This is a genomic window from Aquitalea sp. ASV15 (genome assembly GCF_016429115.1).
Lineage (GTDB): Bacteria > Pseudomonadota > Gammaproteobacteria > Burkholderiales > Chromobacteriaceae > Aquitalea > Aquitalea magnusonii.
In genome coordinates, this window is record NZ_JAELTZ010000023.1 from 1 (window position 1) to 23,583 (window position 23,583).

A 23,583-nucleotide genomic window follows, 5' to 3' on the forward strand; every position below is an offset into this window, starting at 1 on the left:
CATCCACGCCCGGAACCGGCGTACTCAGGATGCCGGTCAGCTTTTGCTGGATGGACAGTACCGATGCATTGGCCTTCAGACTGCCGGAACGTGCCGAGTCTACCGCAGATTTCACCTGATTGTAGGCATCGACAAAACCTTGCAGCGAAGCCGCAATGCCACTGCTGTCCGAGGCCATGGTGACGGTAGCCTGCCCCAGCTTGGTAATGTCGACATTGACACCGGAAATCACGTTGGTCAGATGGTTGCTACCAGAAGAGACACTGACACCGTTGACGCTCAGCAAGGCATCGCTGGCTGCTGCCGATTCGCTGGCGGCAGTGGCACTTTGCGTCAGGCCAGCCAGGCTGGAGCCGCTGGTGCTGCCGGAGTCGCTGCCACCAGCCTTGATACTGAAAGTATTGTCACTGCCGGAAACGGCAGAAGCCAGCACCAGTTTGTACTGGCCATTGTTTTGCACCACCGATGCATTCACCCCGGCACCGCTCTGATTGATACGGTCGGAAATGGACTGCAGGCTGACGGTATCAGTTGCACTGGGCGTCAGGTTGATCACGTTATCCTTGCCGGCAACGGTGAGCGTCAGCGAAGTGGGCGCTCCACTCAAGGTCGCTTTGGGGTCGGTCACCGCTTGGCCGGCAAACTGGTCGAACACCAGCTGGCGGGGTTTGGCCAGCTGGGTCACGTTGAGCGTATAACTGCCGGCCACGCCACCGGTGGTGGTGGTGACATTGGCAATACTGGTATCCGTGGAGCTGGCCTTGAATTGCTGCAGGAATGCACCGGTCGAGATCTTGCCGGAGGCCGTCTGCAAGGCGGACAGGGCCGAGCTGATCTGGCCGATCGAGCTCAGTTGGGTATTGTATTTGCTGGAACGTTGCTGGCTGGCTTGCAGAGGCTGCTGCTCGATGGTCATCAACTGGCTGACAATAGACTGTACATCCAGCGAGCCGACACTAGTCGTGATGGAAGCCATTGGGCACTACCTCCTTGGATACTGAATACTATCGGCGTCAGGCTTTGTCCTTGAGCAGCAAACCCTTGAAGTCGCCGATTGCCTTGGCGATACGAATGGCATCTTCCGAAGGGATCTGGCGGATCACTTTCTTGGTTTCCTGATCGACCACCTTGACGACCTGAATATTGGTGTCTTTATCGACAGAGAACTCTAACTGACTGGAATAAAGCTTGGCTACATCATTCAGCTGTTTGACCGAATTCTGCAGCTCTTGTGGATCGGGTTTCTTTTGCTGAGTTCCGTCACTGGAAGCATTTTGTGCCTGGCTTTGCCCCACCGCCGTCACGCCTGCTGTCGAGTTGGGCAGAACCGAACTTGCCGTGGCATCAGCAGTATTACCCTGGATCAGCTGATTTTGCTGACGCGCCGTCGGGGTGGTCGCCAAAGGCAGGACCGGACCATTCGTTGATGATATTTGCATGGCAACTACTCCTGTGCAGACGGCCCCGGTTAGCATGCCAACCGAGGCCGATTCTTCAGCTTATGGCTTCAGTGTAGCTTACTGCAGCAGAGTCAGTGCCGACTGCGACAGCGAGTTGGCCTGTTTCAGGATGGAAGTACCAGCCTGTTGCAGAATCTGGTTCTTGGTCAGGTTAGCCGTTTCCGCAGCGAAGTCTACGTCAACAATACGGCTGTTGGCGGCAGTCAGGTTGGTGACATAGTTTTGCAGGTTGGCCACCACAGCGTCAAAACGGTTTTGTACCGCACCGAAGGTGGAACGGATATTCGATACTTCCGAGATATCAGCATCAAGCGCGGACAATACGCCGGACGCCTTTGCTTGCGAAGTAACATCAATCGTGCCCGTATTCGTCAGCGACGAATTATAAGCATTCAGCGTACCGGCCGATGTCAGATCGGTTGACGAGATGGAAACTTGGTTAGAAGCGTCACCGGACGAACCCACCTGGAAAGTCAGTGTAGAGCCACCTGACAGCAAAGACGTACCGTTAAACTGAGTCGTTTGAACGATACGCGAAATTTCCTGGGTCAGCTGGTCCACTTCTTTTTGCAGCTGCGAACGGTTAGTATCGCTGACCGAGCCGTTGGCAGACTGGGTGGCAATTTCACGGATACGCTGCAGGTTGTTGGCAATCTGGCCCAGCGCGCCTTCAGCCGTCTGGCCCACGGAAATACCGTCATTGGCGTTACGGATGGCCTGGTTGTTACCGCGAATGGCCGAGGTAAGGGTCTGGGAAATGGCCAGACCGGCAGCATCATCCTTGGCACTGTTTACGCGCAGACCGGAGGACAGGCGTTGCAAGGACAAATTCAGCGAGGTGCTGGAGTTGCTCAGGTTGTTCTGCGCGGTGAGCGACGCAATATTGGTGTTGACGGTAAGTGCCATGATGATTCTCCTTAGAGCATTCGGGGGCGAAGTTGCTGACCTTGACTAGTTATCGTCACCCGGTTTGCGAACTTTAGCCCCCTGCCTGCTTTTTTTTGACAACTAGCCACTCAAGGCGGCAAACCAATCCTCCAGATGGTCTTCCAGCCAGTAATCACGCTCCACCCACCGTCGCAAGGCATCCCCTTCTTGAGCAGCCGCATCAAGGTCATGCACACGTTCACGTATCGCGCTGACCCAAGCAGCGGGATTGTTCGGCACCCGGCAGACAGGTGCGTCATTGGTCTGGTAGGGGAAGATATCTGAACACACCACCGGCCAAGCCATGGCACCGTACTCCAGCAGTCTCAAGTTGCTTTTAGCCACATTGAAGGCATTAATTTCGAGAGGAGCCACGGCAAGATCAAGGTTCAGCCGCGCCACTGCGGCAGGATACTGCTCAAACGGAACCGCATGATGCACCTCGGCCACATACGGGCGGAACTGCGGCAAACACATCCCCATGAAAACCCAATCCACTTCGGCAGCAGTCTCCTGTATGACGGACAACAGCAACTCGAGGTCACCACGGTGCTGAGAGGCACCAACCCAACCCACACGAGGTTTGGCACCGCTGCGACGAGAAGACTGCAATCCACCCCACTTTGCCCTGCTTAAGCGATTAGGGATGACTCGACGATCATCGATCATGGTTTTGGTAAACTCAGCCAGCGGTTCGGTAGATACGATCAAGCTATCAAAGAGTTTCAATACCTTGCGCAACCGTTGCTTGGCATCAGGAAAATAGCGCTTCCAATGATCATGCAAATTGCTCTTCTCGGGAGTAGCTCCAATCAAGTCGTCGATACCAAACACAAAACGCATCCCAGGCAAAAATTGTCGATAAGCCTGCAATGCCTCATAAATGGCATCATTTATACCCGTATGTAGCAGCAGGGTATCAGGAGAGATACGCGCCATCTCCGCAATCGAAAGGATGCCATGTGAAGGTTGCACAATTTCACCATCCAGCTTGCCTGCTTGCTGCAAAGCAGAAAGAGGCTGGCTAAGGCGGTATTCTCCACTACCCCCGACAACAGGCAGACCCAACACATGCTTGCGCCTATGTATTTTCTGATCCCAAGACACAATTCGGCTTACTTCGACTTCCATCTTCCTTTCACGCAAAGATAGATGTCGGTTGTAAGCTGGATCATGCGCAATTATGGGTAACCAGCGCTGCAATATCGTTTCGCGCTCATTACGCTCGCGCACTGCTGCCTCCAGCAATACGCGTGGATCACTAGTAGTGCGACAAATACTTTTACCATGATGGTGATAAAGAACAACAAAAGGATTATAAACATTGCGCAAACCTTTTGCCTTGAGCTTCAAGCACAAATCAACATCATTAAAGAAAACCTTCAGATTTTCAGCATCCATCCCACCGACAGCAAGATAATCTTGCTTACTCACCAACAAGCAGGCCGCAGTAAGCGCTGAATAATTCTGCATCGTGAGTGCACGATTCAAATAGCCGCCATCACTGAAATCCGAACCTTCAAAAACGTGATCGGCCACCGCGTGCATGGTACCGGGAACGCCAAGCAAAATTCCTGCATGCTGTATTTTCCCAACTTCCGGATACAAAAGACGGGCACCCACAGCACCGACACCTGGCTGCTGCGCAGTAGCAAGCATACGATCAAGCCAGTTATCAAAAATGATTTCCGTATCATTATTAAGCAGCAAGATATACTCACCACAAGCCGCTTCAACACCACGATTACACTGCTCAGAGAAATTAAAACTCTGGTTATACTCGATCAATTTTACACGCCCTGGATAGCGCTGCAAAAGAGAAGCATAATACTCATGTGACTCTTCATCCTCAGATTGGTTATCGACCAAAATGAGTTCAAAATTTTGATACCCTGTTTTATTGAACAGACTATCCACACACGGAACCAGAAACTCCAACTTGTCCTTAGTCGGGATAATTACACTAAGAGATGGGTTACCAGACAATTTATATTCGAAATGATAAGTACCTGGGACCAAACCCTCGGTGACTTCAGCATTTATGCCATGGATGCTTGCATGATCCTGAAGGGCTACAAGGCGTGATGCAGCTGCCAACGGTCGATTTGCAGCTTGCTGCCATGGCAGGGAAAGCAGCATGTCATCGATGTGGACGACGGTATTAGCATCGTTAGTACCCATCAAGCGGAGCAAAACGTCATACTGATAAGCATCAGGAAAAGCTCTAAAGCCACCAATACGTGCCAAATCAGGAACCGAGAAGGCAACCGCACTTCCGATGTAATCCATTGAAAGCAAATATTCTGGCGAAAAATCAGGTAAGAATTTTGGAAGGAAGCGCTCTCCCATTGGGGATACGACATCATGGTCACAGTAGATCGCTTTCGCTGATAAGTTAGCGGCTGCAGCTTCACCAAACTTCAACAAGGCCTGAGGTTGTAAACGAAAACCCGAAGAAAGCAAAAAACACCAGTCTGCAGGAATATCAGCTATCACTCCATTTACTGCAGAAATTAACAACTCATGATCTTCAACACTCTCTATCTGCAACCATCCTAATTGATTATTGTTTTCAAATATAGCATCCGGCTGAGGTGTATCCGAAATAACAATGAGGCGCCAGTGTGGGTATAACTGGCTCTGCATATTTTCGAAACTTTCCGCCAAACGATGCAGGTCATGCGCCTGAGCAATGCATAGAATATTAAAAACTGGCTGCTTGGGCCAATCTATCATCATTCTCTCTGCCAATTGCTCAACATGTATCTCGCGGAAATTATACTTCTTTAACCAAAGACGATAACGATGAATCTCGTTCAAGTCACACCCAGTCAATGGCGCAATATTGACTTTACCCCAAGCCGCAGGTTGTGAACGGCGCAATAAAGGTGGCAAAGCTGAATTCCAAATGCTGAAAATAGCCGGCATGGCATCATCGAGAAGACGATATCTCATGATATGCTCACGAGACAAATCCACTTGCCTCATGCGAAGCGCTTCGTCCTCAATCAATGACGAAATAGCAGTAAACCAAGATTCAGTATCATCATCGCAGACGGTTGCCAAGCCAGTTCCTTTCAGCCAGCTGTACGCAGGAACATCTGCCACCACTGCCGCGGCTCCTGCGACGGTGTACTCCATCCACTTCAGGTCTGACTTGCCTTCGTTAAAATCGCCTTGACGCAATGGGGCAATGCCAATGTCAATCTTCAGGTTTGATAGTTGAGGAAGATAATCCGAATACGGCAAAAACTGGGCGATGTGACTTGCCCCCTTCTTCCCAACCATTGCCTCAGGAACATCGCCCCAGAATACAAACCGCACCTGCCCTGCGTATTCATAATAAATACGCATTAATGCCTTTGAAATGCTTTCCAGATCTTTTTTGTGAGTCCCCGTTCCGGCAAAACCAATTGTAACAACATCATTATTTCTATTTACTACAGCAGGCAAGCGTGCTCTAGCCAACCGGTTAGGCACAACCGATATATTATTATTATATTTTGCAAATTTTTTTGCCAAAGCCTCCGTAGCCGTAATAATTGCTGCGCAATGCGGTAACAACCATTCAACAACAGGGAAAAGAGTATTAAACTCCTCATACATCGGATGACTCTCCGGCATACCTATCAACCAATCATCCACCTCATAAATAATTGGCTTGCCAGAATCCACAGTCTTCTGCAGCAAAGGCTTGTACGCTGGCGAAGGAAATGCCCTTTGCACGACAAACAAATCGGCAAAAGCAATCAAGTCATCATCATTTTCGAATGGAAATTGCCCATTCGGCATCAGCTGCGCAGAGTTTTTGTAGAAAAAAGTCTCGAATACAGGGCTCATCATTTGCAATGCATCACCCAATCGCAAACGAAAGCAAGCGGCATCCAATCCATCACGAGTGAGGATGCAAACCCTAGGCTTTTTGTTAATTACATCAAGCAAATGATGCTGAAGCTTACCCTGATTCATAAACAACCCCACCTAAAAATTTAAAGGGTTAATAATTAATAAAAGATATCAAACACAAAATAAATCACAGCCACGACAAACGGTTGGACATCTCACCGCTGCGCAACTGCTTAACATCATAATATGACATGAAAATTACACATGCCACCACTTAATGACAGGCACTAAGATTTTCCAGCACGCTACTGGCTAGTTCAATTCATACAAGCAACAAAATCAAAATACCCGACCAGCGCAAATTGAGTGCGTCTTATACCCAATACAGGCAGCCCCAACCGTAGAATTCGCATCAACGTCATTCACATTACCATGTGAATTCTTAATTAACCGCAAACAGGTCAAAGCATCTGATAGCATATCCAACTCACCATCATGCATATTAAGATGCTCCCCACACACAAATCAGTCAACCAACCTATTCAGCAAATATTTTTGACAAGCAACTTAAATAAAGATCATATTCTTCACGAATCATCATTATAAACAAAAAATGACTGCGAAATGGCAATACAAATAAGTTGAAGCCTCATTCACCATCAAGTCAGATTGGCAATATTGCTCAATATCGATACCATTCTCAAGCCATACCTAAAGACAAAGACACATCAGGGCTTAATTCCAATGCAAAATACTGATAATAGAGAATATATGCCATTTGACTAATGTAAATTTTGATTGTCGCAATGTGAATTTTATCCATATCTCTATTCTCCACGCACCAAGAATCGTGTTTCCATTGAATATTCTCGCGGGCTGTGACACACAGTGTACCGCGTGCAGAAACAACAGGATGTATGGCAATATACAAGCTTTTGGAATTACATTTCACTTTACAATGAAATGCGATAATACATTGCAACTCACAAAACAACCAGCAAGCAATCTGGGAGCACCACACGCCTCAAATTAAATTATTTGATTTAATTTGTTTAAACTATACAATTTAAGATGTCCACCCAATACCAAACTTATCTCCATGGCTACATGGCTGCCTTTGCAGCTTAAGTTTTATCCCGATTTGACGATAAAAATTCATCATCCTACTCAGCTACAACAAGGACACTCCATGCGAGTACTGGTTACAGGAGCCGCAGGCTTCATTGGCAGTCATGTCTGTGATCTGCTGCTTCGAGAAGGACACACAGTCTTGGCCCTTGATGACCTCTCGACAGGTACTGAACGTAACTTGGCTGGCTTCATCGACCACCCGGAATTTCAATTCATACGCGCCGATATCCGCGAACGACAGCTGATCAGAACATATTTCCATGGTGTCGATTGGGTCATTCATTTGGCTGGACGATCGGATATCGTCCCATCTATCGAACAACCTGAAGACTATTTTGATGTCAATGTCAACGGTACGCTCAATGTGCTGCAGGCCGCCAAAGAACATGGCATCCAACGATTTGTTTATGCGGCGTCATCCTCCAGTTACGGCATTCCTGATTGTTATCCAACCAGTGAACAAGCTGCTTTACAACCCGAATATCCGTATGCATTAACCAAGGCCATGGGGGAGGAATTGGTACTGCACTGGGCCAAGGTTTACCAATTGCCAGCCCTGTCACTTCGACTGTTCAACGTCTACGGCCCACGCTCTCGAACCAGTGGAGCGTATGGCGCGGTATTTGGTGTGTTTCTTGCACAAAAGCTGAAAGGTTTGCCACTGACGATTGTAGGGGATGGATCACAGACACGTGACTTCACCTTTGTTACAGATGTCGCCAATGCCTTCATTGCTGCTGCACGCTCCAACATTTGCGGCCGAGCGCTCAATGTGGGTAGCGGTAACCATTACAGTGTCCTCTACCTGGCTCAGTTACTTGGAGGAGAGCACATTTTCATTCCCAAGCGCCCCGGCGAGCCAGACTGCACTTTCGCCGACACCAGACTCATACAACAAGTCCTGGACTGGAAACCGAAGGTTAGCTTCGAAGAGGGCGTCAAAATCATGCTATCGTCCATACAAGACTGGTCTGACGCCCCTGTCTGGACCGCTGAATCGATTGATAAAGCCACGAGATCCTGGTTTACCCACCTGGGAAGTCAACATGCTGACAGATAACTTCCTCATATACAGCCAGCAGTTTCAAGGCATTTTGGCGCAAGCACAGGCTACGGATGGAAACAATATTCCCATGAGTATTGAACATTCCTTGCAACGCACCAAAGAAGTGCTGCTATCGGTGCGCGCCGAAGGAAAAGATGTCTATCTGTTAGGAAATGGTGGTAGTGCTGCATTGGTTGCCCACGTACAAACCGATCTGGTCAACAAGTGCAGGTTGCGTGCTCATGTTTTGCAAGAGCCATCGTTGTTGACATGCATGAGTAATGACTATGGATACGCTAACGCGTATCAGGAGTTACTAAGCAGATACATCAGAAGCGGCGATGTCGTACTGGCTGTCAGCAGCTCTGGTCAGTCTGCCAATATTCTACAGGCCTGTGATAGCGCGCTAGCAAATGAGGCTAACATTATCACCTTATCAGGCTTTTCGGCCAATAACCACCTTAGAAGTAAAGGCATGATCAACATCTGGTTGCCTTCAGACGATTATGGCATGGTTGAAGTCGGCCACCAGCTAATTTTGCATTATCTTTCGGACTCACTTGCAGAAAATAAAAATGAGCACTGAAAAAATCAAGACTCTTGATGAGTTGGCACACATTACCGAACAACTCAGAAGCTCCGGACAAAAAGTCATTCATTGCCACGGCACTTTTGACTTGATGCATACCGGCCATATCAAGCACCTGCAATTAGCACGTAGCTTGGGCCATGTGCTAATTGTGACGATAACATCAGACGATTTTGTGCGCAAAGGACCAGGCAGGCCAGTGTTCTCTGAGTTGTTGCGCGCCGAGAATCTTGCAGCCTTGTCTTGTGTAGACTACCTCGCCATCAGCCGTGCGGAAACAGCCATTTTAGCGATAGAGAAAATAAAGCCATTCCTCTACGTTAAGGGAAGTGACTATGCGGATCCCACTAAAGACACTACAGGTAATATTTCGCTTGAGATTGAAGCGGTCAGATCCAATGGTGGAGATATTTACTTTACCGATGAAATTACTTTCAGCTCAACCAAGCTGCTAAACACCCATTTCGATGTATTACCTCAGGATACTCGTCTTTTTTTAGAGCAGTTTAAACAAACCAGCCCTCTCAGTTCATTCCTTGAGCATATTCAGTCACTCAAATCGCTTAATGTGCTTGTGATAGGTGATACCATCATCGATGAATATCACTATGTCCACACTTTAGGGCAGACCGGCAAGGGAACCTCATTAGCAGTACGTCACCAAAGTGAGGAAAGGTTTGCAGGTGGTGCGGTTGCAGTGGCAAACCACATTGCAGGATTTACCCAAAACGTGACTTTGCTCACGGCCCTGGGAAAAGATGATGGCATTGACTATATTAAATCAAAACTGAAATCCAATGTCACACTAGAATACCGACATTTTCAAAATGCGCCGACACTGATTAAACGGCGCTTTGTTGATCAGGATCTGCAGCGGCTATTTGAAGTCTATTTTGGTGGTGAAGAAGAAGACAATCCAGATCTTGAGCAAGATTTCTGCTCCTGGATTGAGCAATATGCCAATGACTATGATTTGGTCATTGTGCCCGACTTCGGGAATGGCATGATCAGTAAGAAAATGGCAAAAACCATTTCGCATCATGCCCGTTTTTTAGTGGTCAATACACAGATCAATAGTGGAAACCGCGGATATCACATTATTACTCGTTATCCTAAAGCGGATTTTATTTGTCTGAACGAGCCTGAAGCACGCCTGGCAACCCATGACCGTCAGTCACCACTAGAAGATGTTGCCATGGAACTATTGACCCGACTGGATAGTCGAGCGGTAGCCATTACCAGAGGCCTCAAAGGTGCATTAATTGTTGACAAGCAAAGTACGCTGGCAATACCGGCGCTATCTTCACATGTAGTCGACCGTATCGGTGCGGGTGATGCCTTTTTATCACTCGGAGGTTTATTCATGGCAGTAACAGACAGTACCCCCGCAGCAGTATTAGCTGGCAGCATTGCGGCAGCCCTGGATGTTCAGATTGTTTGCAACAGAGAACCGGTTGATCCGGTCTTGTTTGCCAAATACGCCACTACCTTATTGAAATAGGGCCAAATGCCATGGATGCCTTCCTGATTGACAGCCATAAATTGATTTATCATCCGAAACGGGTGGCCGACTTACTTGACACTGGTGACGATTGGGAAAAGGCCAAGCAGATCTATCCCATCTATATGGAATTATCACCAGTTGGCGCATGCAATCATCGCTGTACCTTTTGTGCGGTAGACTATATTGGTTATAAATCCAGCATGCTGGATTACTCCATACTTGAGCAGCGACTTCCTGAAATGGGTAGTCTTGGTGTGAAAAGCATCATGTATGCAGGGGAAGGTGAGCCCTTGCTGCATAAAAAAATCAATGACATTGTCGCACTGACCAAAAAATCCGGAATTGATGTTGCCTTTACGACAAATGGCGTCCTGATGAATCAGGAGTTCATTGAAAAATCCCTGGATAAAATTTCCTGGATAAAAATATCGTTAAATGCGGGCAATGCGGCCTCTTATGCTGCAATTCATAAAACCCGCGAACGTGATTTCATCCGCGTATTAGAAAATATCAAACGCGCGGTTGCTTTCAAACATGAGAACAATATCAACTGCACAATCGGCGTGCAGGCTTTACTTCTCCCGGAGAACGCCGCCGACATGTTGGAATTGGCACGCATCTGTCGAGATGAGATCGGCTGCGATTACCTTGTAATCAAACCATACTCCCAGCATCTTTTCAGTGAGACACATCAATACGAGAGCGTGGACTATCAGCCCTACCTTGATATGGAAGCTGAGCTTGCAAAATTCAATACAGAACGCTTTCAGCTGATTTTCCGAAGTCATACCATGCACAAATACATGGAAGACCCTAAGCAACGCTACCAGAAATGTCATGCAACGCCATTTGTTTGGGCTTATATCATGGCAGATGGTCGTGTTTATGGTTGCAGCGCTTATTTGCTGGATAAGCGTTTCGAATATGGAAACATCAATGAAAGTAGTTTTCGAAGCATTTGGCAAGGTGCACGCAGACAGGAAAACTTCCATTATGTACGGGAAAACCTGAATATTCAGAATTGCCGTCGTAACTGTCGCATGGATGAAGTCAATCGTTATCTTGATCGACTGATTAACAATAATGTTCCACACGTCAATTTCATCTGAGACATCATGAGCCTTTCTACCCTCTTTCTTGAGCAGATGTTATTGATACGGCGTACTGAAGAGGCCATCGCAAGGTATTATCCAGAACAGAAGATGCGCTGCCCAGTACATCTATCGATTGGTCAAGAAGCTGCCGCAGTTGGTGTCTGCGCAGCGCTTGAAGCGACGGATCTGGCTGTCAGCACGCACCGTGCTCATGCACACTATTTAGCCAAGGGGGGAGATCTTGACGCCCTTATCGCTGAGCTACACGGCAAGTCCACGGGCTGCTGCGGGGGCCGAGGTGGCTCAATGCATTTGTCTGATACCAAAGTTGGCTTTGTCGCCAGTACGGCCATCGTAGGTAACAGCATTCCTGTTGGTGTTGGATTGGCACTCTCGCTAAAGCTAAAGCGCAGTGACCGGATAAGTTGCATTTTTTTAGGGGATGGTGCAACCGAAGAAGGGGCATTTTATGAAAGTGCCAATTTTGCCGTAGTACGGAATCTCCCTGTGCTGTTTGCGTGCGAGAACAATTTTTATTCTGTCTATAGCTCACTTGATAAAAGACAACCAAAAAACAGATCCTTGGCTGAATTGGCAAAGGCCATCGGCCTAAATACTGTCGTTGTGGATGGCAACGATGTGGAAGCTGTTCACGCCGCTACAAATGCGGCTATCAGCGCGATCCGGAATGGGCTGGGCCCTTATTTCATAGAAATGCCAACCTATCGCTGGCTTGAACACTGTGGTCCTTATGATGATGATCATCTTAATTACCGACCACATGGGGAACTGGCCTATTGGAAAAGTCGGGATCCGATTCAGCAGCTCATCGAACGATTACAGCTTTGTGCTGAAGATTTGAATACCATGGAAACCAAAATCGCGCATCGCATTGATGTTGCTTTCGCAAAAGCCGATTCCGCTCCGTTTCCTGATCCTTCTAGTGGCATGGACGGTATCTACGCAACGGTTTTGGGGCCGCAATTATGAGCATGATGAATGCCGCACAAGCCATCAATGAAGCCCTGCATATCGCCATGCAGCATGATCCTGCAGTCATCTGCTACGGTTTGGGTGTAGATGATCCCAAGGCAATTTTTGGCACGACCGCCGGCTTGCAACAACAATTCGGCACAGATCGCGTTTTTGACATGCCCACGGCGGAAAATGGCATGACGGGCATCGGCATTGGTGCTGCAATTGGTGGCCTGCGTCCAGTGATGTGCCATCAGCGGCTGGATTTTTTCCTGCTTGCCATGGATCAGCTCGTCAATAATGCCGCAAAATGGCACTACACCTTTGGTGCGGAGCATAAGGTGCCGTTAACCCTGCGCCTCATCATGGGTCGTGGCTGGGGTCAGGGTCCTACCCACTCGCAGAACCTTCAGGCTTGGTTTGCCCACGTTCCAGGCTTGAAGGTGGTCATGCCCTCCAGCGCAGCAGATGCCAAGGGCTTGCTCCTTTCCGCGATTTTTGATGATGATCCAGTCGTTTTTCTTGAGCACCGGTGGATACACCCTGCTACCGAAGATGTTCCCGTTGGTGACTACCGTGTACCGCTTGGCAAAGCACATACGCTGCAAGCGGGTGATGCCATCACCATCGTGGCCATGTCCTATCTGGTCGCGGAAGCCCGCCATGCTTGCCAGGCGCTGGCAGAGGTTGGCATTCATTGCGAATTGATCGATTTACGCAGTATCAAACCCTTGGATATGGCAACACTGGAAGCGTCCGTGGTCAAAACCGGCCGACTGCTGGTACTGGATAGCGGGGCTGCAACATGCTCTGTCGCCGGGGAAATCATTGCCCGTATCTGCATGACACACTGGTCAGCACTACGCTGCGCCCCTCGGCGGCTGACAGCGCCAGATTGCCCAGAGCCAACAAGCTATGGTCTGAGTCGAGCCTTCTACACGGAGGCTAAAGATATCATTACCAGCGTGGGAGAAATGCTGGGACTTGAGTCGCTGCCCCTTGAGGCCCTGCCACCACCACGACTTCATCATGACGTGCCCGGGGATTGGTTTACCGGCCCCTTCTGAACTGCACATAAAAGGAAACAGCATGAGCGATAACAAGCCTAAGGAAGGGATCAACCGGTTCGGTCAAAAAACCACCACCATGATTCCTGATGAAGCCCCCCTGGCACGCAACCCCGGCCATAAACTGCGCACATCCAATGTCATCGTCAATCGGAAAGCACTGGCAGAGCCAGAGGACTTGCTTGACAGTCGCCAACTAAGCCAAAGCAGTGGGCAGAAAATTGAGTTTTATAAGGAAGGCAGCCAGGTTGGTGTCATTCGGCTTGCCGACGAAGAGGAAACTGCCGTACCAAACCAGTTCACCGGGCCAAGTTATCGCAACAAGGCTGAACGATTCCGTTTCGATGGCCACAAGATGCTGCACCATCTGGATCGCGTCCTGGCCTGGCAAAATGGAGAGCGCTTTGCACCCATTCATATCGATATGGGTCTGACCAAGTTTTGTAATACTGCATGCATTTACTGCTATGCCGTAGTGCAAAACATGACCAAAGGTACAATGATCGGTCGAGAGGCACTGCTATCTTATATTCAGGACTGCGGCAAGCTGGGCGTACGCTCTATCGGGTTTATTGGCGATGGCGAACCGACCTTGAATCCTGCACTCTATGATGCGACGGTGCTTGCCAGTGAATTAGGCATTGATACCTCGATGGCCACCAACGGTCTGCAGCTGGATATGGATCGTGCCCATGACTTGCTAAAGAATATGAGCTGGATCCGTTTCAATCTATCCGCAGGGACGCGAGAGGGATTCCGCCGTGTACATCAATCCAGGGAAGAAAATTTTGATCTGCTGATTGAAAAAATACGTGCGCTGGTTCAGATCAAAAAAGAATATGGCTATAAGTGCACAATTGGTCTGCAAATGGTTTTGATACCTGAGTGTTTTGACGAAGTCATTCCTGAAGCAATGCTTGGCGCAGAGCTGGGTGTTGACTACTTTGTCATCAAGCACTGCTCTGACTCGGAATACAAAGAAATTGGCATCAACTACGATGAATATCTTTCCGTTACTGATGTATTGAAAAAGGCTGAAAGCCTTTCCACACCAGACTATGTGGTGCAGGCGAAGTGGAATAAAATCAATGCTGCCGGTGAATCTTCCTTGTATAAAAACGGATTCCGAAAATACGACGTCTGTCATGGCACCCCATTTTTACTACAGATATCCGGGAATGGAAAAATCTATCCCTGCGGCCCATTTTTCAACAAGGAAAGGTTTTACATCGGCGACCTGCACGAGCAATCCTTCTTTGATATCGTAATGGGTGACCGGTATTGGGCGGTGCATCAAGATGTAGCCGCATCAGTCGATGTCCATAAAGATTGTGCGATTGGCTGCCGTCAAGATTATGTCAACAAGTTCCTGTGGGATCTGAAAAACCCACCCGAGCACGTCAACTTTATCTGACGCTGACAATGCTGCCTCAATTTTAAACAAGTTATTGGACTAAAATGATCTCGATTATTATACCGGCATATAATTATGCTCGCTTTTTACCCAGCGCAATCAATAGCATCTTGCAACAAAACATCAACGATGTTGAGATTATTATCTGTGATGATTGCTCTACCGATGAAACACAATCCATTTCCGAGACATATGCGAATGCCGATTCCCGTATTACTTATGTAAGGAATGAAATAAACCTAGGTGCCACCGGCAATATCAATCAAGGCATAAAACGGGCAAGCGGCGACTATGTAGTGCTGCTTGGCGCAGACGATATGCTGGTGCCCAATAGTTTGCAAAAACTCAAAGATGTTTTAGACCAGCATCCGGAGTGTGGCTTTGTATTCGGTCGCTACACCATGCTCACCGAGGATGAGAGAAGCATCCCCTTGCAACATCCCGGCTGGTTGACACAGGACTACTTTGCCAGTCGCGATGAGTTACCCGAGCTGCTCAAGTTTGACTGCTACATCAATATTGGTGCCAGCATGTTCCGAAGAAACATACTGGGTAGCGAGGACTTTTTCGATACCAAGCTGTCTGCTTTTGACACAGAGCGCTTCTTCCGTGCCACAGACTGGGACAAGGTAATGAACCTGTCCCTGAAGGGAGTGCAAAGTGCTTTTATCAATAGTGAAATTTCCATCTTTAGACTACATAATCAGCAAGCTTCCTCCGGCGATCGCTATGGACGCTCTGGACTGGCATTTTTTGAACACTCCGTTTTACTGGAAAAATACTTTACTGCTGAAAATGTCGACCGACTTTTGCCGCATCTAGCCGATATTATTCGCTTATATCAGTCCAAATTTGAATTTTTTGTTCAAAATGCACTACCTGAATTTGAATATCGCAAATCTCTGGCCGAGCAGCGTGCCAATCAATTACTTTCTCACATTGAAAAAGTCATTTCCCAATCGGCACCGCAGACCAAACAACACTTTACCGAAACAGATATATCATCATCACTGCACGATCCCATCGACCCTAACCAGCCATTCTTTAGCATTATCCTGACGACTTATAATCGTCCTCATCTTGCAGTCAATGCCCTGCAAAGCATCGCCAGCCAAACCTACAAAAATTTCGAAATCATCATGGTCAATGATGGTGGACCTGCACAGGAAAATTTGCTTGAATGGCTATGCAAAGATCTGAATATTACGTATGTGCGTCAGCCGAATAGAGGCGTCGCAGCCGCACGAAATCTGGCATTGCGCTTGGCCCGTGGTCAATATGTCGTATATCTTGATGATGATGACCTGATGTACACGCACCATCTGGCACGCTTGCATCACGAGGCTTGTCGCAATCCTGGCGCTTTGGTGTTTGGCAATGCACACTTTATTACCGAGCAGGTCAATTTCGGTCTGCGCGAGGATCAGCGTAAATCGATGATGGCTTGCAAGAAATTTGATTTCAACAGACTGCAAATTACCAACTATATCCCGATCAATGCACTGGCTCATCCCTTGCTGGCTATTGAAAAGGTGGGGGGATTTGATGAAAGTCTGGCTTCACATGAAGATTGGGATTTACTGATACGCCTTTCGCGTACGATTCCATTTGTTCATTTCAATGATACAACGGTACAGGTAAGACGCAGACTAGGAAATGGGCAGGAATATGATTCCCGAACCGTGCAGGCCTGGCAGAACATGAAGCATGATTTTGAAATCATCTACGGCAGATATAGCGATATGGGAATACAAGAAGTGATCGATGCGCGCCGTAAAGTTTTAGCTGCGGATCATCCAACCGCTGCCGGACTGAATTTCAACTGACACAGCATTTCAGACCAAGCCCACAGCGGTAAGCCATATTGCCCGCAGGCAATATGCAGTTACCGCTGTGGCGGTAGGCAATACAACCTTACTCTCTGTTTATGCAAAGAGAGTGTAGAACTGCAGTGACATCATTCATGCCCGCTTCCGCGGTGGCAGGATCAAAATCGACTGTGGCCGTCCCGCCCTTCCCGGCGGCCCAGTTCACCACCAGGCACAGGTGGGCATAGGGCAGGTTCATTTCACGGGCCAGGCAGGCTTCGGGCATGCCGGTCATGCCGACTATATCGGCACCATCCCGCTCCAGCCTGAGGATTTCTGCTGCGGTTTCCAGCCGTGGCCCCTGGGTGCAGGCATAAATGCCCTGATTGAGCGCCGGCTTGCCGCTGGCCTTGACCGCCTCGATCAGCTTGCTGCGCAGGCCATCGTCGTAGGGATTGCTGAAATCGACATGCACCACCGGCCGCTCCGGGCCATCAAAAAAGGTGTGCTTGCGACCCCAGCTGTAATCGATGATGTTGTCCGGCACCACCAGCATGCCCGGTCCCATGTCGGCGCGGATGCCGCCGACCGAGCCGATGGAGAGGATGCCCTTGACGCCCTGGTTGTGCAGCGCCCAGATATTGGCACGGTAATTGATTTCATGCGGTGCCAGCGAGTGGCCATGGCCGTGGCGGGCAATGAACACCACGTTTTGCTGACCGATGCGGCCAAAAGTCAGCGCGCAGGATGGATCACCGTAAGGCGTTCTTACCACCTGGCGATGGGTCACTTCCAGAATCGGCAGCTTGGCCAGGCCGCTGCCTCCGATAATGGCCAACATAATCGTTCCCCTTGTTATGGCATGGCGTGGATGCAAGTGCCATGCAGCTTGGTTTTGTCGGCATTATGGCTTAAATCGGCTGAGGGGATAAATTGCTTTATCCCGTCTGGCAGTCGATTTGCATGGAAAAAACGGGCGGCAAAGCGTGGCGGCGATCCACGGTGCCAGATCACGCCGTGCCAAGGCTTCAGCTTTGTCCGCGCCACAGCAGCCAGCCGGCCACCACGGCCATCAGCAGCGCAATGGCCTTGCCCACCCAGGCCGTCCAGTGCTGGCCGGTTTCCAGACAGGCTTCTGCCGGATTGGCCGGGTTGTAATACACCCTCACCTGCGCCCCTGCCGGATAGCGTGCCAGGATGGCGGCCACTTCCTGCTGGCTGCGGCTGTAACCGGGATTGGGGAAGCGGCGGTTGCCGGATTGATAGGTCTGACCCTGCACCTGATATTGATAACGCAGCTGCGGGAAATATTCCCAGGTATTGTCGCGATCACCCCCGGCATTGACCTGGCGCTGCTCCAGCCGGCTTTCCAGCACGGTGCCGACGGCACTGGGCCAGCTGCTCGAAGCATCCCCCTTGGCCCCCAGCCACCACAGATAGCCGAAGGCGGCCAGTCCGGCCAGCAGCATCACGCTTTGCAGCAGCTTTTCAACCATGCGATACCACCCGGTGACTGCGCCCCAGCCGCCAGCGTTGCAGCAGGCGGTCGAACAGGGCCCAGCCAAACAGGGTGCTGAGCGCCGCCAGAATGAACTGCCCGCTGCCTATGCTGCTGTCACCGGCGCGAATCAGCACGGCGCGGGTTGGCTGTTGCGGGTTGTAATACACCACCACCGCCTTGCCGGCGGGAAAGCGGCGGGTGATGTCTTCGGCGCTGCTGTGGTCACCGGGCAGGCCGGCGGCCACTGCGTATAGCTGATCGCCGTGGTACAGCTCGCCGTTTACCGTGTACAGGTATTGCACATAAGGTTCCCAGTGGATCTGGTCGGGGTGCTCGGGCGGGCTGCTGACCAGGATGCGGCTGGACTCGACATGACCGGGGGCCGGCTGCCAGTGACTGACACTGCGTGCCGGATCCAGCAGCAGGTACACCAGCCCGGACAGGCTGAGCAGGAAGGCCAGCATCAGGATGGATGTCTGCAGACGGGGGGATAGAGGCATGATGATGGATGGTTCAGACGGCGATGCCGGGGCTTTCGAACCAGGTGGCCAGAATGGCCTGGGCCGCCACCTGGTCCAGCGCCGGTTTCTGTTTGCGGCCGCGCACGCCGGCCTCTTCCAGCATGGACTCGGCGATCACCGAAGTCAGTCGCTCGTCCACCAGCCATACCGGCAGGCCGAAGCGGCCCTTGAGCCGATTGGCAAAACGGCGTGCCAGCTGCGTCATCTGGTGCTCGGTGTCGTCCTGATGCATGGGCAGGCCCACCACCAGTTGCGATGGCCGCCATTCGTCGATCAGCTTGCCGATGGCAGCGAAGCGGGCGTCGGTGAGTTCGGTATCGATGGTGAGCAGCGGATGGGCAATGCCCAGCATGGTTTCACCCATGGCCACGCCGATGCGCCGTTCGCCAAAGTCAAAAGCCAGTACGGTTCCCTCAGGCATGGCCGACATCTCCCGACAGCAAGGAGGGATCAAATCCCAGCAGGGACATGGCGGCGTCGTAGCGCAGCTCTGCCGGCAGCTCGAACAGGATGGAAGGCTCGGCCTTGACGGTCAGCCAGCTGTTGTCGCTGATTTCCTGCTCCAGCTGTCCGGCGGTCCAGCCGGCATAGCCCAGGGTGATCAGCATGCGTTCCGGTGCCCGGCCTTCGGAAACGGCAATCAGCACGTCCTTGGAGGTGGTCAGCGCCAAGCCCTCCTTGACCTGCAGGCTGGACTGCCAATGGCCAGCCGGCGCATGCAGCACAAAGCCGCGGTCGGGCTGTACCGGCCCACCGAAGTACACCGACTCGCCACGCAGCGGATCGGTCTCCAGCGGCAGGTCGATCTGCTCGAACAGCTGCGCCATGGCAATGCCGGATGGCTTGTTGACAATCAGGCCCATGGCGCCGTGTTCGCCGTGTTCGCACAGGTAAACCAGCGAACGGGCAAACAGGGGATCAGCCATATTGGGCATGGCAATCAGAAAGTGATCGGTCAGCGATAACGGTTCCATGCGGGCATTATGGCACAACAAAGTTGGCAACAGCGCTTGCAAGCATTGCCGCAGATTGACGCTTGATCTGCAGCAAATCCGACCAAATGGCGCCACCCTGATAAAATGCCGCGATTGCTTCATCCACCCTGCGAGGACGCCTTGCGCCTGACCCACGTCAAACTCTCCGGTTTCAAGTCATTTGTCGATCCCACCAGCATTCCGGTCCCCGGCCAGCTGGTAGCGGTGATCGGCCCCAATGGCTGCGGCAAATCCAATGTGATCGACGCGGTACGCTGGGTGCTGGGCGAATCCAGTGCCAAACAGCTGCGCGGCGAATCGATGCAGGACGTGATTTTCAACGGCTCCTCCACCCGCAAGCCGGTCAGCCGTGCCTCGGTGGAACTGGTGTTCGACAATGGCGACGGCCAGCTCACCGGGCCGTGGGGACAGTACGCCGAAGTGGCCATCAAGCGCGTGCTCACCCGCCAGGGCGAATCCAGCTACTACATCAACAACCAGCAAGTACGCCGCCGCGACATCACCGACCTGTTCCTCGGCACGGGTGTGGGCGCGCGTGGCTATGCGGTGATCGAACAGGGCATGATCTCGCGCATCATCGAAGCCCGCCCGGAGGAGCTGCGCGCCTATCTGGAAGAAGCCGCCGGCGTGTCCAAATACAAGGAACGCCGCCGCGAAACCGAACACCGCATTGCCGACACCCGCGCCAACCTGGAACGCATCGAAGACCTGCGCCAGGAGCTGGAACGCCAGGTGGAACGGCTGAGCGAGCAGGCCGAAGTGGCCGCCCAGTACCACGACCTGCGCGGCACCCTCACCCACAAGCAAAACCTGCTGGCACTGGCACGGCGTGAAGAAGCCAGCCGCAACGAAGCCCACGCCCGCGCCGAGCTGTCGCGCATCGAAACCGAAGAAGCCGCCATGGAAGCGGCGCTCACCCATCTGGATAGCGAACTGGAAACCGTGCGCGAAAGCCACTACGCGGTGAGCGATGCGGTGCACGAAGCCCAGCAGCGGCTGTTCGAAGCCAATGCCGCGCTGGCCCGGCTGGAAGAACAACTACGCCACCGCCAGCAAAACCAGGTCAGGGTAGAGCGCGAACTGGCTGCCGCCCGCAGCGAGCGCCAGCAATTGGCCGAAAGCCGCCGCCAGGCCGCCATGGAGCTGGACGACTGGCTGCCACGGCGCGAAGAAGCGCAGATGCGGCTGGAAGAGGCGCAGATGGCGCTGGAAGACGGTGCCGACCTGCTGCCCATGGCCGAAGCCGCATTCCGTACGCGCGACCAGCAACAAGCCCAGCTGCTGGCGCAGCAGGCCAACCTCACCCGCGAGCGCGACCTGGCGCGGCAAAAGGCCGAACACCAGCGCCGCGCACTGGAGCAACTGGCCAGCCGCGAACAAGCACTGCAGCGTGAACTGACCGAACTCAATCTCCCCGACCACGCCCAGCAGGCGGCCGCACAAGCCGAAGTGGAGCGGGCACGCTCGGCGCTGGACGCGGTACGCGCACGGGTGGTGGCCGATGAGGCCAAGCTGGCTGACCTGGCGTCGGAACGGGAAAAACTGGACGAACAACTGGCCAGCCAGCGCGCCGAACTGGCGCGGGCCGAAGCCGAAGTGGCCGCCCTCACCGCCGTACTGGAACGCGAGGCCGCTGGCGAAAAGCTGGCCGACTGGCTGGAACAACAGGGCCTGAGCCATAGCCCGCAGCTGTGGCAGTCGGTGCAGATCGATCCGCACTGGCAAGGCGCACTGGAAGCCGTACTGGGCGAACGGCTGACTGCACGTGCCGCCCATTGCACAGCACAACCGCCGGCGCTGCTGACCGTGGTGGATGGCCAACAGCCCGCAGCCAGCGCCAGGCAGCCCTGGCCGCGCCTGCTGGAGCAGATCAGCGCCAGCGCCCCATTCGACGCGGCACTGGCCGACTGGCTGGACGGCGTGTATCTGGCCGATGACCTGGAGCAGGCCATCGCCCGCCGCGGGCAACTGCAGGCCGGCCAGTGCCTGCTTACCCCGCAAGGCCACCGGGTCAGTGCCAGCAGCATCAGCTTTCACAGTGAGGCCAGCGGTGCCGGCGTCATGCTGCGCAAGCAGCAACTGGAAGCCGCCCACCGCCGCCAGCAGCAATTGGCACCGGACATCGACACACTGCAAAAACGCCGTGAATCATTGCAAAGCATGAACGGCATGCTGGCCGAAGCCGTCAGGGCACAAAAAGGCTCGCTCACCCGGCTGGAAGCCGAGCTCAATGCGGTGACACTGGAACACGTCAAGCTGGACCAGGCGGCCCGCCAGGGAGCGGCGCGCCTGTCCTTTATCGAGGCCGAACGCCTGCGCATCCGCCAGGAACAACAGCAGGCCGCGCTGGAAATCGAAGAAGGCGAGCTGCTGAGCGAAGAGTCGGCCATGACGCTGGAAGAGCTGACCGTGCAGCTGGAAGAAGTGCGGCTGGAGCGGCTGAATGCCGAAACCGGCCTGCAACTGGCCCGCAACAAGACCCGCGATGCCGAACGCCAGCTGCATGAAATCCGCCTGGAACTCAACACCGCCGAACAGAAAGCCGGCGAACTGGCGCGCCGCGCCCGCGAGCTGGACGAACGCGACCAGCAGCTGGCCGAGCGGCTGGAAGCACTGGCCGAAGAAGCCGAAACCGTCGACGACACCGTACCGGAAGAGGCCATGCAACAGGCGCTGGAACGGCGCGAACAGCACGAAGCCGCACTGGCCGCCACCCGCGACCGCCTGAACTGCCTGACCGAACAGCTGCGCCAGCTCACCCAGCGTCAGCACGAGGTCAATGCCGCCCTGCCAGCCCTGCGCGAGGGGCGTTCCGACTGGTTGCTCAAGCATCAGGAAGCGCGGCTGGCGATGGAGCGCTTTGCCGAGGAACTGAAAGAAGCCCAGGCCGACGAGGCCGCGCTGCTGGCCGACCTCACCGATGCCATCAAGCCCAATGCGCTGGCGGCGGAAATCGCCCGCCTGGCGCGCGCGCTGGAAGGGCTGGGGGCGGTCAATCTGGCCGCACTGGAAGAACTGGAAGAAGCGCGCAAGCGTGGTGAATATCTGGGCAGCCAGGCCGAAGACCTGAATCAGGCCATGGCCACGCTGGAAGAAGCCATCCAGAAGATAGATGGCGAAACGCGCCAGATGCTGCAAAGCACCTATGAAGCGGTCAATGGCAAGATGCGCGAGTTTTTCCCCACCCTGTTCGGTGGCGGCCGCGCCGAACTGGTGCTGACCGGCGAAGACCTGCTCGACTCCGGCATGCAGATCATCGCCCAGCCGCCGGGCAAGAAAAACAGCACCATCCACCTGCTGTCCGGTGGCGAAAAGGCGCTGACCGCCATGAGCCTGGTGTTTTCGCTGTTTTCGCTCAATCCGGCGCCGTTCTGTCTGCTCGATGAAGTGGATGCGCCACTGGACGATGCCAACACCAGCCGCTTCTGCGATCTGGTCAAGCAAATGTCCGAACGTACCCAGTTCCTCTATATTTCGCACAACCGCCTCACCATGGAAATGGCCGAGCAACTGGTGGGCGTGACCATGCAGGAACAGGGGGTCAGCCGCATCGTGGCGGTGGATATTGTCGAGGCGCTGAAGATGCGCGAAATTGCATGACGCATCTACGCAAGTTTCAGCATGGCGCAGTTGATGCATCGCAATCTATGCTCTGACCGTGGCGCTCATACTGCGCGACTTGCGTTGCCATGACGCGCATTCTGAC

Annotated in this window: 18 protein-coding genes; 9 read left to right on the forward strand and 9 right to left on the reverse strand. The window is 52.4% G+C overall.

The features are described from left to right. The 4 genes from fliD to JHD64_RS11880 all read right to left on the reverse strand — a co-directional run. Positions 1-976: flagellar filament capping protein FliD (fliD, locus tag JHD64_RS11865; RefSeq protein WP_199053352.1), on the reverse strand; the 976-nt coding region annotated here is incomplete at its 3' end. Positions 977-1,013: 37 nt separating this feature from the next. Further along, complete coding sequence (locus JHD64_RS11870) at positions 1,014-1,439, reverse strand: flagellar protein FlaG (protein ID WP_059284350.1); 426 nt, start codon at positions 1,437-1,439, stop codon at positions 1,014-1,016. Positions 1,440-1,517: 78 nt separating this feature from the next. Further along, a complete protein-coding gene (locus tag JHD64_RS11875) occupies positions 1,518-2,366 on the reverse strand; it encodes a flagellin (protein ID WP_059284349.1) in 849 nt (282 codons plus the stop codon). A 102-nt stretch (positions 2,367-2,468) separates the two neighbouring features. Continuing rightward, entirely contained in the window at positions 2,469-6,356 is a 3,888-nt protein-coding gene (locus JHD64_RS11880) for a glycosyltransferase (RefSeq protein WP_233170461.1), read from the reverse strand. Positions 6,357-7,422: 1,066 nt separating this feature from the next. On the opposite strand from JHD64_RS11880, the gene JHD64_RS11885 reads away from it, so the two are divergent. From JHD64_RS11885 to JHD64_RS11920, 8 genes are read left to right on the forward strand one after another with little or no spacing between them, the layout of a single operon-like run. After that, positions 7,423-8,424 carry an SDR family oxidoreductase gene (locus tag JHD64_RS11885; protein ID WP_199053353.1) on the forward strand — a complete coding sequence of 334 codons (1,002 nt, stop codon included), beginning with the start codon at positions 7,423-7,425 and terminating at the stop codon, positions 8,422-8,424. Continuing rightward, entirely contained in the window at positions 8,411-8,995 is a 585-nt protein-coding gene (locus JHD64_RS11890; protein ID WP_199053354.1) for an SIS domain-containing protein, read from the forward strand. The genes JHD64_RS11885 and JHD64_RS11890 overlap by 14 nt, the downstream gene beginning before the upstream one ends. Beyond that, the gene (locus JHD64_RS11895; protein WP_199053355.1) at positions 8,985-10,499 is read left to right on the forward strand and encodes a PfkB family carbohydrate kinase; all 1,515 of its coding nucleotides are present in this window, start codon (positions 8,985-8,987) and stop codon (positions 10,497-10,499) included. The genes JHD64_RS11890 and JHD64_RS11895 overlap by 11 nt, the downstream gene beginning before the upstream one ends. Positions 10,500-10,510: 11 nt before the next feature. Next, positions 10,511-11,611 (forward strand): radical SAM protein, encoded by a 1,101-nt coding sequence (locus JHD64_RS11900; RefSeq protein ID WP_199053356.1) that lies wholly within the window; start codon positions 10,511-10,513, stop codon positions 11,609-11,611. Between the two features lie 6 nt (positions 11,612-11,617). After that, positions 11,618-12,586 carry a thiamine pyrophosphate-dependent dehydrogenase E1 component subunit alpha gene (locus JHD64_RS11905; protein WP_199053357.1) on the forward strand — a complete coding sequence of 323 codons (969 nt, stop codon included), beginning with the start codon at positions 11,618-11,620 and terminating at the stop codon, positions 12,584-12,586. 2 nt (positions 12,587-12,588) lie between these two features. Next, entirely contained in the window at positions 12,589-13,638 is a 1,050-nt protein-coding gene (locus JHD64_RS11910; RefSeq protein ID WP_199053358.1) for an alpha-ketoacid dehydrogenase subunit beta, read from the forward strand. A 22-nt stretch (positions 13,639-13,660) separates the two neighbouring features. Continuing rightward, positions 13,661-15,052, forward strand: a complete 1,392-nt coding sequence (locus tag JHD64_RS11915; protein ID WP_059284342.1) for a radical SAM protein — start codon at positions 13,661-13,663, stop codon at positions 15,050-15,052. A gap of 44 nt (positions 15,053-15,096) precedes the next feature. Continuing rightward, positions 15,097-16,878, forward strand: coding sequence for a glycosyltransferase (locus JHD64_RS11920; protein WP_199053359.1), 1,782 nt, complete (start codon positions 15,097-15,099; stop codon positions 16,876-16,878). An 88-nt stretch (positions 16,879-16,966) separates the two neighbouring features. Here JHD64_RS11920 and JHD64_RS11925 read toward each other — a convergent pair whose 3' ends face one another. The 5 genes from JHD64_RS11925 to JHD64_RS11945 all read right to left on the reverse strand — a co-directional run bounded on the left by JHD64_RS11925 (position 16,967) and on the right by JHD64_RS11945 (position 19,856). Next, a complete protein-coding gene (locus JHD64_RS11925; protein ID WP_059284340.1) occupies positions 16,967-17,701 on the reverse strand; it encodes an S-methyl-5'-thioinosine phosphorylase in 735 nt (244 codons plus the stop codon). 187 nt (positions 17,702-17,888) lie between these two features. Further along, positions 17,889-18,356, reverse strand: a complete 468-nt coding sequence (locus tag JHD64_RS11930; protein WP_199053360.1) for a DUF3592 domain-containing protein — start codon at positions 18,354-18,356, stop codon at positions 17,889-17,891. Next, on the reverse strand, positions 18,349-18,861 hold the full coding sequence (locus JHD64_RS11935; RefSeq protein ID WP_082693226.1) for a DUF3592 domain-containing protein: 513 nt from the start codon (positions 18,859-18,861) through the stop codon (positions 18,349-18,351). The genes JHD64_RS11930 and JHD64_RS11935 overlap by 8 nt, the downstream gene beginning before the upstream one ends. Positions 18,862-18,874: 13 nt before the next feature. Next, entirely contained in the window at positions 18,875-19,312 is a 438-nt protein-coding gene (ruvX, locus tag JHD64_RS11940) for a Holliday junction resolvase RuvX (RefSeq protein WP_059284337.1), read from the reverse strand. Beyond that, the gene (locus JHD64_RS11945) at positions 19,296-19,856 is read right to left on the reverse strand and encodes a YqgE/AlgH family protein (RefSeq protein WP_059284336.1); all 561 of its coding nucleotides are present in this window, start codon (positions 19,854-19,856) and stop codon (positions 19,296-19,298) included. Before JHD64_RS11945 ends, ruvX begins: the two co-directional genes overlap by 17 nt. Before the next feature lie 105 nt (positions 19,857-19,961). On the opposite strand from JHD64_RS11945, the gene smc reads away from it, so the two are divergent. After that, complete coding sequence (gene smc, locus JHD64_RS11950; protein ID WP_233170462.1) at positions 19,962-23,477, forward strand: chromosome segregation protein SMC; 3,516 nt, start codon at positions 19,962-19,964, stop codon at positions 23,475-23,477. The last annotated feature ends 106 nt before the right edge of the window (positions 23,478-23,583 follow it).

What these genes read in the sequence shown, in the direction of transcription:
- JHD64_RS11935 (WP_082693226.1), bottom strand. Translation starts at nt 18,861, where the DNA reads ATGCCTCTATCCCCCCGTCTGCAGACATCCATCCTGATGCTGGCCTTC.
- JHD64_RS11890 (WP_199053354.1), top strand. Translation starts at nt 8,411, where the DNA reads ATGCTGACAGATAACTTCCTCATATACAGCCAGCAGTTTCAAGGCATT.
- JHD64_RS11905 (WP_199053357.1), top strand. Translation starts at nt 11,618, where the DNA reads ATGAGCCTTTCTACCCTCTTTCTTGAGCAGATGTTATTGATACGGCGT.
- JHD64_RS11915 (WP_059284342.1), top strand. Translation starts at nt 13,661, where the DNA reads ATGAGCGATAACAAGCCTAAGGAAGGGATCAACCGGTTCGGTCAAAAA.
- JHD64_RS11920 (WP_199053359.1), top strand. Translation starts at nt 15,097, where the DNA reads ATGATCTCGATTATTATACCGGCATATAATTATGCTCGCTTTTTACCC.
- JHD64_RS11945 (WP_059284336.1), bottom strand. Translation starts at nt 19,856, where the DNA reads ATGGAACCGTTATCGCTGACCGATCACTTTCTGATTGCCATGCCCAAT.
- ruvX (WP_059284337.1), bottom strand. Translation starts at nt 19,312, where the DNA reads ATGTCGGCCATGCCTGAGGGAACCGTACTGGCTTTTGACTTTGGCGAA.
- JHD64_RS11930 (WP_199053360.1), bottom strand. Translation starts at nt 18,356, where the DNA reads ATGGTTGAAAAGCTGCTGCAAAGCGTGATGCTGCTGGCCGGACTGGCC.
- JHD64_RS11910 (WP_199053358.1), top strand. Translation starts at nt 12,589, where the DNA reads ATGATGAATGCCGCACAAGCCATCAATGAAGCCCTGCATATCGCCATG.
- JHD64_RS11925 (WP_059284340.1), bottom strand. Translation starts at nt 17,701, where the DNA reads ATGTTGGCCATTATCGGAGGCAGCGGCCTGGCCAAGCTGCCGATTCTG.
- smc (WP_233170462.1), top strand. Translation starts at nt 19,962, where the DNA reads ATGCCGCGATTGCTTCATCCACCCTGCGAGGACGCCTTGCGCCTGACC.
- JHD64_RS11875 (WP_059284349.1), bottom strand. Translation starts at nt 2,366, where the DNA reads ATGGCACTTACCGTCAACACCAATATTGCGTCGCTCACCGCGCAGAAC.
- JHD64_RS11900 (WP_199053356.1), top strand. Translation starts at nt 10,511, where the DNA reads ATGGATGCCTTCCTGATTGACAGCCATAAATTGATTTATCATCCGAAA.
- JHD64_RS11880 (WP_233170461.1), bottom strand. Translation starts at nt 6,356, where the DNA reads ATGAATCAGGGTAAGCTTCAGCATCATTTGCTTGATGTAATTAACAAA.
- JHD64_RS11870 (WP_059284350.1), bottom strand. Translation starts at nt 1,439, where the DNA reads ATGCAAATATCATCAACGAATGGTCCGGTCCTGCCTTTGGCGACCACC.
- JHD64_RS11885 (WP_199053353.1), top strand. Translation starts at nt 7,423, where the DNA reads ATGCGAGTACTGGTTACAGGAGCCGCAGGCTTCATTGGCAGTCATGTC.
- JHD64_RS11895 (WP_199053355.1), top strand. Translation starts at nt 8,985, where the DNA reads ATGAGCACTGAAAAAATCAAGACTCTTGATGAGTTGGCACACATTACC.